The organism is Paenibacillus sp. YSY-4.3 (assembly GCF_054767475.1).
In genome coordinates this window covers 435,558-448,541 of record NZ_BAABMC010000004.1, presented here as the reverse complement: position 1 = coordinate 448,541, position 12,984 = coordinate 435,558, and the positions used below count along the sequence as shown (strand labels likewise).

At 52.0% G+C, this 12,984-nt stretch carries 9 protein-coding genes; 4 read left to right on the top strand and 5 right to left on the bottom strand.

The window, feature by feature from the left end:
- Window positions 1-56: 56 nt before the first annotated feature.
- Entirely contained in the window at window positions 57-953 is an 897-nt protein-coding gene (cidR, locus tag ACYUJT_RS16385; protein ID WP_460324079.1) for a cidABC operon transcriptional activator CidR, read from the bottom strand.
- A gap of 138 nt (window positions 954-1,091) precedes the next feature.
- On the opposite strand from cidR, the gene ACYUJT_RS16380 reads away from it, so the two are divergent.
- Window positions 1,092-1,472, top strand: coding sequence for a CidA/LrgA family protein (locus tag ACYUJT_RS16380; protein WP_460324077.1), 381 nt, complete (start codon window positions 1,092-1,094; stop codon window positions 1,470-1,472).
- Complete coding sequence (locus ACYUJT_RS16375; RefSeq protein ID WP_460324205.1) at window positions 1,472-2,155, top strand: CidB/LrgB family autolysis modulator; 684 nt, start codon at window positions 1,472-1,474, stop codon at window positions 2,153-2,155. The genes ACYUJT_RS16380 and ACYUJT_RS16375 overlap by 1 nt, the downstream gene beginning before the upstream one ends.
- A gap of 205 nt (window positions 2,156-2,360) precedes the next feature.
- Here the strand turns inward: ACYUJT_RS16375 and ACYUJT_RS16370 are convergent, their stop codons facing one another.
- On the bottom strand, window positions 2,361-2,777 hold the full coding sequence (locus ACYUJT_RS16370) for an exosporium protein C (RefSeq protein ID WP_460324075.1): 417 nt from the start codon (window positions 2,775-2,777) through the stop codon (window positions 2,361-2,363).
- 115 nt (window positions 2,778-2,892) lie between these two features.
- Window positions 2,893-3,873 carry a Gfo/Idh/MocA family protein gene (locus ACYUJT_RS16365; RefSeq protein ID WP_460324073.1) on the bottom strand — a complete coding sequence of 327 codons (981 nt, stop codon included), beginning with the start codon at window positions 3,871-3,873 and terminating at the stop codon, window positions 2,893-2,895.
- Window positions 3,874-4,224: 351 nt separating this feature from the next.
- On the opposite strand from ACYUJT_RS16365, the gene gdhA reads away from it, so the two are divergent.
- A complete protein-coding gene (gene gdhA, locus ACYUJT_RS16360) occupies window positions 4,225-5,607 on the top strand; it encodes an NADP-specific glutamate dehydrogenase (protein WP_460324071.1) in 1,383 nt (460 codons plus the stop codon).
- Window positions 5,608-5,728: 121 nt separating this feature from the next.
- Here gdhA and ACYUJT_RS16355 read toward each other — a convergent pair whose 3' ends face one another.
- On the bottom strand, window positions 5,729-6,625 hold the full coding sequence (locus ACYUJT_RS16355) for a LysR family transcriptional regulator (RefSeq protein WP_460324069.1): 897 nt from the start codon (window positions 6,623-6,625) through the stop codon (window positions 5,729-5,731).
- 379 nt (window positions 6,626-7,004) lie between these two features.
- Here ACYUJT_RS16355 and ACYUJT_RS16350 point away from each other — a divergent pair, with 379 nt between their 5' ends.
- The gene (locus tag ACYUJT_RS16350; protein ID WP_460324067.1) at window positions 7,005-10,106 is read left to right on the top strand and encodes a X2-like carbohydrate binding domain-containing protein; all 3,102 of its coding nucleotides are present in this window, start codon (window positions 7,005-7,007) and stop codon (window positions 10,104-10,106) included.
- A 989-nt stretch (window positions 10,107-11,095) separates the two neighbouring features.
- Here ACYUJT_RS16350 and cydC read toward each other — a convergent pair.
- Window positions 11,096-12,982 (bottom strand): thiol reductant ABC exporter subunit CydC, encoded by a 1,887-nt coding sequence (gene cydC, locus ACYUJT_RS16345; protein ID WP_460324203.1) that lies wholly within the window; start codon window positions 12,980-12,982, stop codon window positions 11,096-11,098.
- Window positions 12,983-12,984: the final 2 nt, after the last annotated feature.

Sequence of the window (12,984 nt, the reverse complement as noted above, 5' to 3'; positions counted from 1 at the left end):
ACTCTACCAGCCCATAAATGCAAAATATCTTTGCCGTACAGCACCTTTCTTGAGTACTATTTTAAAGCACTTTTTGACAGCTCTGATTTAGCAAATGCGATCCACTCCCGGGTAGCGAAGGACATATAGCGGTCATCGCGCCAGATGATGCCGAGCTTCCACGGGATGACGGGTTTTACGAGGGGAATGATCTTAACCCGCTTATTATCGATCTCCCGGCAAATCGTCTCCGGAAGAAGCGTGATGCCAAGCCCCACAGCCACCATCTCGCTAATCAGGTCCCATTGGGAACTTTCATAAATAACATGCGGCTGGAAGCCAAATCTCGCGCACTCGCCAATTATCCGGTCATGCAGCGTGAAGTCCTCCCGAAACAAGACGAAGTCATCCTGGGCCAGCTCAGCCAGCTCAACTTCCTTTCGCTCCGCCAGCGGATGAGAAGGATGCACCACTAAATTCAGCTTCTCTTCCACGAATGGGAAGCTGCTTAATCCGTCCTGGGTCGTCGGCAGGACGACCACGCCGACCTCCAGCGTGCCAGCGGCCACTTCAAGCTCTACCTTCTTCGCCCCATTTTCATAGAGCTGGATCGTAATCTCCGGATATTTCTTATGAAACTGCCCGATCACCTTCGGAAAGAAGCTTGCGCCTACCATCGGAGGGAGCCCAATGCGAATATGACCCTTCTTCAAATTGCGAAGATCATCCAGCTCTGAGGTCAGGTTGTGAAATGAAGCGACGATTTGCTGGGCCTGTCCGGCAATGATCTGACCAGCATCCGTCAGTTCCACCCTTTTGCCTAGACGATCGAATAACACGACGCCAAGTTCGTCCTCCATCGCTTTGATCGCCTTGCTGATCGCCGGCTGCGTGACGTACAGCGCGTCCGCGGCTTTCGTGAAGCTGCCAAGCCGGGCGACCTCGATTAAATATTGAAGCTGCCGAATATCCATAGCTCTATGTAATCTCCTTCGCTTATCGATAACTTTTGGGAATAGTATATATTATTTATATTCATTTTACTCATGAAAGTAATTAATGTAACATTTTCATTACTAACTTAACGAAATGATGAAAGGAACCGGCTTCACATGGATAAATTACGAAATCTTGCCGTGAGCGTGCTGCAAATCATCCTTTTGTTTTTCATTTCGATGGCGATGAATGGGCTGGCTGAGCTGCTCCATTTGCCTATTCCGGGCTCCATCTTGGGCATTATCGTCATCTTTGCACTGCTCAAATCGAATATTATAAAGCTGTCCTGGATCGAACGAGGGGCCAATCTGCTTCTGGCCGAACTGCTCTTGTTCTTCATTCCTTCCGCGGTCGGCATTATGAAATATATTCCGCTGCTGGAGAGCGACGGGGTTCGCATTCTGGTTGTCGTCATTTCCAGCACGTTTATCGTCATGCTGAGCTCGGGGCTGATTGCCTCAAGAATTACCAAACGAGGGGAGGGCAAAGCATCATGATCACCGGTCTATTCTGGCTGGCCCTCACTCTTCTGATCTACGGGTTGTCCAAACGATTATATCAAGCCAAACCCAGCGTCTACCTGTCTCCATTGCTGGTGACACCGATTGTGCTCGTGATCGGCCTGATGTGGGCGCATATTCCTTATGAGTCTTACAACTCCGGCGGCAAATGGCTTAGCGATATGCTGCAGCCTGCGACGATCGCCTTTGCCATACCGCTGTACAAATACTATAACGTGCTTAAGAAGCATGCGGTGGTCATCATCATCAGCGTCCTGTCAGGCTCGATCGTCGCCATTATCTCCTCCGCTATGCTGGCTGAGTGGATGCGCCTAGATCATGAGCTGGTCAGCAGCCTTATTCCCCGCTCCATCACGGCTCCCATCGCGATGAGCGTGTCCCAGGCGATCGGCGGAGTCCCTAGTATGACAGCGATCTTCGCCGTCATTACCGGCCTGCTCGGCAGTATTATTGGGCCGTATGTATTGAAATGGTTCCGCATCGAAAATGAAGTCGCCCGCGGCGTACTGCTCGGTACCGGCGCCCATGGTACGGGGACCTCCAAAGCGTTCGAGCTTAGTTCCTTGACCGGAACAATATCCAGCATTTCTATGATTCTCGCCGCTTTGTTTACGCTGGGCGTGGCTCCTGCACTCATTACGCTTCTATTCTATGGATGATTACAGTTAACTTAACGGTTCCTCCAAAATTCACATATATTTGATTTAGGCTTTGCCAGATGGCGGAGCTTCTTTTTATTAAAACAATAAAAATCTCTTCTCAAGGAAACACGCCAAAAAAGGACCGAGAGACAAGCTCTCGGCCTACACTGTCAGCGCGATTCCAGCTAACTGAAACGGGCTATTTCTATTCTGCCCTATGAAGTTACGGAGCTGTAGCTAGGGCGCTGAATACGATCGGACCGATGACTCTAGCCGTGTTGGTAGCAGCAGCAATTTGTTCTACGGACAAAATGTAGTCATGCACCCCGGGCGCAACATTCGAATCTACTGCTGTTAAGGACGTGAGATTGACGTTTTCGAAATTCGTTTCAACAGCCTGTTCAGCATAGTAGATTACTTGGCCATCACGGAGAATACGGAACAATACGCGGGGAATTCCCGTCAAGCCCTGCAAACCGACTGTTGCCGTCAATTCAACAGTATTTACAGGCGTGTTGGCAGGAATAGAAACGCGTACTAATGCGATACCCTGGCCAGCCGGAGTTTGTGGTACATTAATCGAAGCTCCGTTGGTAATAGGGGTTGGCACATTCGTAACATGTTGAAGAAGTACTGCCATATTTCTATCAACTCCTTTCATGGATTACTTCATATTATGAAAGGCCGATAGAATGCGATCGGGCGACTATTCTAAGGATTTTGCTCATTTTTAAGAGAAAGCTAGACTAGAAACGTCACAGCTCCGGAACGCGCACCGGCTTGCCGCTCAGCGATGATTCAAGTGCTGCACAGGTAACCGCCTGAGTGCAGACAGCATCCGCATAATCCGAACGAATCCGCGAAGCATCTCCCGTTCGAATCGCATGGATAAATGCAGCCGTCTCGGCGGCATATGGATTGTCCATACTGGAATAGCTGGTAGACACGCCATTGTTTTTTACCTCCAGCTTCTCAGGTTCCCACGCGAGGATACCCTGCTCGGTATACAGGCTCAGGCCCACTTCACCAACCGCGCCCGGCAGCACGCAAGTATTCGAGATATTGGCTATTGCCCCGCTAGAGAGCTTTAACGTGACCGTGCCGACATCCGGAACCGTCACGCCATCATGCTGCCCCTTTACGATTCGATCCCCGTAGGCCGCATAGACCTCCTCCACCTCGCCAGCGGTATAGCGCAGCAGGTCGACTAAATGAGTCGTCTGTTCGATAAACTGTCCGCCCGAGCCTTCCTGTTTTCTCCACCAGCCTACACCGGGCATGCTGCCCATCCAGACGCCAAGAGCCATGCCGATCGTTTGTCCCTGAAGGAGCTCTTTGAGCTGCGCAATCGACTGCTTGTAACGGAAATGATAGCCGACCGATGTAATAACAGGATTCTGGCGAAGCTGTTTCAGAACGCTGCGGGGGCCGTCCAAATCGACGCCAAGCGGCTTTTCTACAAGAAAAGGAATCCCCCGGGCAATCAGTTCCGTCTCCATCCCCTCATGCGACATCGGCGGGATGCATAAGTACACGGCATCAAGCCGCTCGCTATCCAGCATGGCCGTTAAGCTGTCATAACCCTTCGCGCCGGAATAGCGGGAAGCAAGCGCATTCGCCTTCTCTGTGCTTGTCCCACAGGCTGCCGCTACACGAACTCCCTCGGTTTCCGCAAGAATATCCCCATGTACCTTACTGAACCAGCCTGTACCGACGATTCCGATATTCAAAGTCATCGCTAATCGCTCCTTTATCTGCTCTAGTTATATACGATATCCGGCTTATTGCCGCATTGAATTTAGCGTAACCGCTCCATCTATAAATCACAAGAATCAAATTTCATGTAGGATACAACGGCTTTTGGCACATCCTTGTCACAATTCCGGTAAACTTTTTCATTAAAACTATGTCATTTTTCATATAATAAAGTAATGAAGTGGTCAGCTAGTACCCCAAAGTTCATCTCAATATGGCATGAAGTTCATCTAAATAAAGTTTTGTTTAGAAATGGATTACATATTACAATTGACTCAGACAAATCGTGAAAGAAAGAACACGTTTAACTTAGTGTGAAAGGTGGGGTAGCCATGGCTATCATGCAACAGCAATCCAGCAGCAACCTTGACGAGGCTAGGCAATACGTCAACGAGGTGTATGAAACGGTCAAGAAGCGGAATCCCGGAGAAACGGAGTTCCATCAAGCAGTCAAAGAAATTTTGGACTCCCTTGTACCCGTCTTCGCAAAACATTCCAAGTATCGGAACAATGCGATTCTCGAAAGAATCGTCGAACCGGAACGGCTGATCACTTTCCGCGTGCCTTGGGTCGATGACAACGGAAAGGTGCAAGTGAACCGCGGCTTCCGCGTTCAATTCAACAGCGCCATCGGGCCTTACAAAGGCGGCATCCGCTTCCATCCTTCCGTAAATGCCAGCATCATCAAATTTCTGGGCTTCGAGCAAATCTTCAAAAACTCCCTGACAGGACAACCGATTGGCGGCGGTAAAGGCGGATCGGACTTCGATCCCAAAGGCAAATCCGATAACGAAATCATGCGCTTTACACAAAGCTTCATGACCGAATTGTCCAGATACGTCGGACCGGATACGGACGTACCTGCTGGCGATATCGGGGTAGGCGCCAGAGAGATCGGCTATATGTTCGGCCAGTACAAGCGTCTTGTCGGCGGCAACGAAGCTGGCGTATTGACCGGTAAAGGCTTGCTGTACGGCGGCAGCCTAGGAAGAACCGAAGCTACGGGATACGGCCTGGTCTACTTTACGAGAGAAATGCTGAAAACGAAAGGCGAGCGCCTGGAAGGCAAAACCGTCGTCGTCTCCGGCTCCGGAAACGTATCCACTTACGCCATTGAGAAAGCACAAGAGTTCGGCGCCAAAGTCGTTGCATGCAGCGACTCCAACGGTTACATTTATGATGAGAACGGCATCGATCTGGCTACGGTGAAACGCATTAAGGAAGTGGAAAGAAAACGGATCAAGGAATATATCAACGAGCACCCTTCCGCAATCTATGTCGAAGGCTGCGAGAACATCTGGAGCATTCCTTGCGATATTGCCCTGCCATGCGCGACGCAAAATGAAATTAATGAAGAATCCGCGAAATTGCTTGTGGCTAACGGCGTGAAGTACGTCGCTGAAGGTGCCAACATGCCTTCTACGCTGGAAGCGATCGAAGTGTATCTGAACAATGGAGTTTACTTCGGTCCAGCCAAAGCAGCCAATGCTGGCGGAGTTGCCGTATCGGCACTGGAAATGGCCCAAAACAGCGCAAGACTGGCCTGGTCGTTCGAGAAAGTGGACAAAAAGCTGAAGGATATCATGAAGAGCATTTACAGAAACAGCGCAAATGCAGCCGAGGAGTATGGACATTCCGGCAACCTTCTGGTAGGCTCGAACATTGCCGGCTTCCTGAAAGTCGCTGATACGATGATCGCTCACGGGGTCGTATAAGATTAAGGAACGACATTTAAGCCGGTACAAAAATATCGGAACAAAAATAAAAGGAGCTGTCCCTGAAGCAGATTGTTCTGCTGGGGCGGCTCCTTTTTTAAACCGTTATATCATTCAGCATCTATGATCCGAAGCTTGGTGCCATCTCCTTCAGGAAGTCATAGAACAGCTTCTCCGTAGGCGGCAGCTCCCGGTTCGCTGGAATGATTACTCCGACATCGCGCGTAACCAGCGGCTCAGTGATCGGCAAAGCCGTTATAGAATCAGGGAGATATTCGCCAAGCGCGATTTCCGGCAGCACCGTAAGACCGAGCCCCGCCGTGACAAGGCCCTTGATCGCATCCAAGTCGTCCCCTTCGAACGTCACCTTCGGTTTGAAGCCGAGATCGCCGCAGGCATTCACGACGATTTCCCGCAGCACAAAACCCTCAGGGAACAGCACGAACAAATCATCCTTCAGATCGCTGAGCTTGACCGAGGACCGACTTGCCAATTTATGCTTGGACGGAAGCAGCGCCTTGAACTTTTCCCGGAACAGCACTTCTACTTTGATTTGCGATTCATGCTTCGGCACAGGGCCCATGATGGCCAAGTTCATATCCCCCTTGATGACCGAATCGACCAACTCGCGGTATGAACCATGCTGCAGTTGAAAATGCACGGCAGGGTAGCGCTCCCGAAAGGCAGACACCACGCCGGGAATCATCTGGGACGCCAAGCTGCTGGGAAACCCGATCCGCACCGTTCCCCGCTCCGGATCCAGAAACTCGCTAATCTCCTGACGCGCGTTATCCAATACTTTGGTCAATTGTTCCATATGGGCAAGAAATAGCTTGCCAATGGGGGTCAGCTTCACCTTCCGCCCTTCATGAATGAACAAATCCACCCCAAGCTCGGACTCCAGTTTGAAAATTTGCCTGCTGACAGCGGACTGCGAGACATGAAGAGCATAAGAGGCTTCCGTCACATGCTCCAGCTTCGCAACCTCGATGAAATACAAAATTTGCCTCAATTCCATTCCGCCGTTTCACCTCCGGGTTCCCTATAAAGTAATGCCCTTATTATATAAGTTTAGCAGGCAGAACAAAAGCAGATGCATGGAGAAGCACTCCCCAATGCATTGAGATTATTCTATTTATTGAATAATTTACAATAATAAGGTAATATTGACCTACCTATTCTATTATCCACACTACTTTTCATAGCAGAATCCGGTGCCTAGTGAAATACAAACAACTACTCTCGATTTGCTTAGGAAAAGGAGGTGTCCCCTCGTTTTAATCCTGGTGTTACCATCATTCCCTTACCACCTTTCGCCTTACCCCATGATTCCGTTTCAGTATCAGACACGATGCTTGACCAATCCGATTCTATCCAATAGTAGGGAGGTTTATTAGGTGGCAAAAACATCTATTTTAAAGCGTTCTCCTCTGACCAAATTCCATCTCGTGCTATTATCCATTCTCATTGCAGGCTCAGCTTTTACGAGTTTAGTAGGAACAGGCCAAGCCCATGCCGCCGCCAGCGAAAGCTACCAGTGGCGTAAAGTGGTTACCGGCGGCGGCGGTGGCTTCGTACCGGGCATTATTTTCAATTCGACCGAGCGCAATCTGATTTACGCCCGAACGGATATCGGCGGCGCCTATCGCTGGAATCCGGCGGACAATAGCTGGATTCAGTTGCTGGACTGGGTAGGCATGGATGAATGGAGCAAGACCGGCGTCGATGCCTTGGCTACAGATCCCGTAGACCCGAACCGCCTGTACCTCGCCGTAGGCACCTATACGAACAGCTGGGATCCGAATAACGGCAGCATTCTGCGCTCGACGGACAAAGGCAACACCTGGCAAGTGTCGAATTTGCCTTTCAAGGTAGGCGGCAACATGCCCGGACGCTCAATGGGCGAACGGCTCGTCATTGACCCGAACAAGAATAACATTCTTTATTTCGGGGCCCGCAGCGGCAACGGATTATGGAAGAGCACCGATTACGGGGCGACCTGGAGCAAGGTAACGAATTTCCCCAACCCTGGCACCTATGTTGAGAATCCCAATTATGAATACCAGAGCGATATCGTCGGACTGGCTTGGATCACCTTCGATCCCTCCAGCGGAACGCCTGGACAAGCTACGAAGACGATCTATGTCGGCGTCGCTGATAAAAATGTAAGCGTATACCGAAGTACAGACGGCGGAGCGACTTGGTCTGCCGTGCCGGGTCAGCCTACCGGCTATCTCCCGCATCACGGCGTTTTGGCCTCCAATGGCCAGCTATACATTTCATACAGCGACGGCGCAGGACCTTACGATGGAACGAAGGGCGACGTCTGGAAATTCAATACGGCCACGGGCGCCTGGACCAACATCAGTCCGCTTCCATCCAGCAGCGAAGACAATTATTTCGGCTACGGCGGATTGGCCGTGGATGCCCAGCACCCGAACACCATTGTCGTCGCTACGCTGAATTCCTGGTGGCCGGACGCCATCTTGTTCCGCAGCACGGACGCCGGGGCCACGTGGAGCCGCATTTGGGATTGGGATGGATATCCGAACCGGACATTCCGGTATACCCAGGATATCTCCGGCGCCCCATGGCTCGACTTCGGGAATAACCCTTCCCCGCCGGAGGTTACGCCGAAGCTCGGCTGGATGATCGGCGATCTGGAGATTGACCCGTTCAATTCCGACCGGATGATGTACGGAACTGGGGCAACGATTTACGGCACTAACAACCTTACCGCTTGGGACAAAGGCGGGAAGGTCAACCTCAGCGTAATGGCCAAAGGCATTGAAGAGACCGCGGTCAGCGCTCTGATCAGCCCGCCGGCAGGCGCTCATCTGATTAGCGGCCTGTTCGATGTCACGGGCTTCAAGCATGATGACCTCACCCAGCCTCCAGCCAAAATGATGACCAACCCGAATAGCACGACAGGCATCGACTATGCCGAGCTTGATCCAAGCTTTATCGTGCGCGTAGGGGAGGCGGACAAATCGGCTAATCCGAATGCCAAATCCATCGGCTTCTCCCGGGATGGCGGATCAAACTGGTATGCCGGAAACGGCGAGCCTTCCGGAACGGCAGGCGGAGGCAAAGTCGCCCTTTCCGCCAATGGCAATGCGATTCTATGGAGCACTCCCGACGCAGGCGTCTTCTACTCCAGTAATGGAGGAAATTCCTGGGCGGCCAGCACTGGCGTGCCGAAGGGAGCGAAAATCGCTTCCGACCGCGTCAACTCCAATAAATTTTACGCTTGGTCGGCGGGGAACTTCTATATAAGCACCAACGGCGGAGCAGCATTCTCAAAGACGGCGGCGACAGGACTTCCTGCCGAGGGAGATCTGCACTTCAAAGCAGTGCCCGGCATAGAGGGCGATATCTGGCTCGCGGGAGGCAGCACGACGGGCGGCAAATACGGCCTGTGGCACTCCACCGACTCCGGCGCCTCCTTTACCAAGCTATCCAACGTTCAGGAGGCTAACGTAATCGGATTCGGCAAGGCTGCGCCGGGCAGCAGCTATATGGCCCTCTACACTAGCGCCAAAATTGACGGCGTACGCGGCATTTTCCGCTCTAATGATGCGGGGGCTACCTGGGTCAGAATCAATGATGACAAGCATCAATATGCTTCCACGAACTCGGCTATTACTGGAGATCCAAGAGTCTATGGCCGTGTATATATTGGTACAAACGGGCTCGGAATCGTCTACGGGGATGCACTGACGAACCCGCCGGAGGAACCGGAGCAGCCGACGCCTGGCTCCACGATCTCGCCTACAACAGCCACCTTCGACAAGAATACCAATAATCAGGCCAATGTGACGGTAACCATGACGCTTAACGGGAATACACTAACCGCTATTCGCAACGGGTCTACGGCATTGACCCAAGGCAGCCACTATACGGTTTCCGGCTCCACCGTCACGATTCTTACAAGCTATTTGGCGTCGCAGCCCCTTGGCCAGCTGAATTTGACGTTTCAGTTCAGCGCTGGAGCAGCTTCGGTTCTGAACATCACGGTTAAAGACTCGACTGTCACGGCTCCTGCCGGTAATATTAAGGTGCAAATGTACAATGGATCGGTAGCGAACGTGACGAACACGCTTAATCCGCGGATTAAGCTGACGAATACCGGCAGCCAGGCCATCAATCTCTCCGACGTCAAGCTGCGTTACTACTACACCATCGATGGAGAGAAGCCGCAGACTCTGTTCTGCGACTGGACGCAGGTAGGCAGTTCCAACGTGACGGGCACCTTCGTCAAGCTGCCGACTGCCGCAAGCGGAGCGGATTACTATGCGGAGATCGGCTTTACGAGCGGAGCGGGCAGTTTGGCGGCTGGCCAAAGCATCGACCTGCAAATTCGCATCTCCAAAAACGACTGGAGCAATTATTCGCAAAGCGACGATTACTCCTTCGATTCTGCTTCGACTTCTTATCAGGATGCCCCGCGAGTCACCGGCTACGTAGCGGGTAGCCTGCAGTGGGGAACTACACCGTAAACCGGCTGGCGAGATTGAGCTGACTTGTGCCGTGATCCGCGCGGGCCTTTTGCTGAACACGTATGAGCGGCGTGCGGTGCAGAAGGCAACCTTACTGAAATGCCCCTATGTTAGGCTGAGTCCTAGCATAGGGGCACTGTCATTCTAGCGAGGTTCTTTCTAGTTGATATTTTTCTACCGTTCAGGATTGATGCAAAAATACATCTTTTGGAGAAAATCATGCCCTTACATGCGTATATTTCTGCAAAAGCGGCTCGGCCCTTTAAATAGAAATCTACCCCAATACCTTTTTATTTCGTAACACTTTATTTGATTAATTTACAGTGCTATATAAAATTCAGAGAGATTCCTTAATTGCAACGCCCAACTTGAAAGTGGAGTGAGACATTCTTTTTAAACTACCATCCCAACTCCCCCACATATCACCGAATAAATCACTCACAAATTGCGAGTTTCACTTTCCAGAAGCTCAACTAACCATTCATGGACCAATTAAAAGCGGAATGTATTTTATACAGTTAGTTAAGCTCTTTGATCAAAAATACATGCGCTAAATGTAAAACATGCAGTTAGTTTGCCCGAATGAAGCTAATTCGTCAAAATAGCTTAAAACTAAATGTAGGTTTTGCAGTTAGTTCCCTCTAAAACGGCCAGAACCGATGAACTAACTGTATGAAATACATCTAGTTACCTAGTTACCTAGTTACCTAATTGGCCTAGTTACCTTGTCCTGACCATCTAGTAGTTTAATTTACTTGGAGATACAGACCCCGGTTCAATTAAGGGGCCTTGTAGAAAGTGCAGCATCGTGCCAACAATATTCGCTTAAAATTAACATTGTGAGAAAACTCCTGCACTTTCGCATCAATTTGTCTCATTTGGCACCTAAAAGGAGAAAAATCCTGCATCTCTGCAGGATTCATCATCAGCGGCAACAGGAGTGTCAATTAAGAGGTGTAGTAAAGTAAAGTAAAGTAAAGTAAAGTAAACTAAGCTATATCCTCCGGGCGGTCCAGCGCATAAAGGCTGCGATATCGCGGCTCCCGCGCCAGCAGCTCCTCATGCGTGCCGCGCATCAGGATCTCGCCGTGCTCCATAAAGACGATCTCGTCCATCATCTCCGCGCCGACCAAATGATGCGTGACCCACACGAGCGTCTTGCCTGCTGTCGACCGGAAGATTGTCGCCAGCAGCTCGCGCTCTGTACGCGGGTCAAGCCCCACGGTCGGCTCGTCAAGGACCAGCACCGGCGCATCCTGCAGCAGGATGCGCGCGAGCGCCACGCGCTGCCGCTCTCCGCCGGAGAAGCGCTGCCCGGTCTCGCGCATCGGCGTGTCCAAGCCCGCCGGCAGCGTGGCGATCAGCGCGTCAAGCTGCGCTTGCTGCACCGCCAGGCGCAGCTCCTCCTCCGCGGCGCTTTGGCGCCCAAGCCGGATATTGTTCGCTACTGTCGTATCGAACAAATGCGGGCTTTGGTTCAAGACGGAGATGACCTTGGAGATGTCATCTCCAAAATGCGCCGCCGGAACGCCGTTGATCTGCACGCTGCCCTCCACCGGCGCGATAGCGCCCTGGATGAGCTTCAGCAGCGTAGATTTGCCCGCTCCGCTGCGGCCGATTACCATAACCCGCTTGCCTTGCGGAAGATCAAGCGATACATCACGAACAGAGTACGCGATGCCCTCAGCAGAAGCTTGCCCCTCCTTCTGATCACGCTCATTCTGCATGATCCGCCCAGCATCATAGGCAAAGGAGACGCCCTGCAGTTCCAAATGCACGTCTCGGGTCCGGGAAGCCTCAAGCACAGCAGCCACCCTCTGCTCGCGCAAAGCCGATTCCGCTTGAGTCCCATCCATAGCGGCGTCCATAGACTTTGCCAATGCAGGCTCCGAAATCCGGTTCAATCGGCGCAGCGATTCCTGATACTGCGGCGTACGCTCGATCGCTTCGGACAGAGGCAGGAACGCATCAGCCAACGGAAACGCGACGAGCACAAATGCCGCAATCAGCACGGGGTCAATCTGCCCAGCCGCCGCTTGGCCGCCCGACCAATAAATCATCGATACGACGGCAATCCCGACAACGAGCTGCCCGATCAGGCTTCTCCATCTCGCCCAGGCGCGCAGCTTGCGCTCCTTGCTCGCTACGGCATCCTCGTCATGCTCATAAGATTCGAGGAACTCCGCAGGCCGGCCGCTGATCACCCAGTCGCCGATACCCATGACCGCATCCGTCAGCTTCTGATATAATCCCCCCCGCTCCCGCTTCACCTCCGCATTCGTGCGTCTGGTCAACATCAGCGAAATATACGGCAGCACGGCAACGAGGATAAAAATATACCCCGCCACCAGCAAGGCGAACAGCCAGTCGAACTGCCCCAAAGCGATGACGGCGATCCCATAGATGATCACAGCAATAAGACTCGGGAAGACCGTACGGATATACACGTTCTGCAGTTGTTCGATGTCGTCAGCCAGCACGCCGAGAATATCCCCTGTGCGGTAGCGGGAGCGGATAAACAGCGCTTGAGGCTCTAATATGTTGTACAAGCGGACCCGCATTTTGGATAAAATCCGCAGTACCGCATCATGTCCGACCAGCCGCTCCACGTAATGAATGACCGCCCGGCCGATCCCGAACGCCCGAATGCCCACGATCGGCACGTATACGAGCAGAATGTTGTACGGCTGCAGAGACGATTTGGAAATCAGAAAACCGGAAGTAAACATAAGCATGCTGGCCGCTAGAATCGTCAGAGTACCGAGGATCAAATACAAGGCGAAGCGCCCGCTGTAGGCACGGAAATACGGAGTAATCCATTGCTCTAGCCCGGCAGAGCTCTTTTCACGATTCCAGTCCATGGCGTCCTCTCTCATGC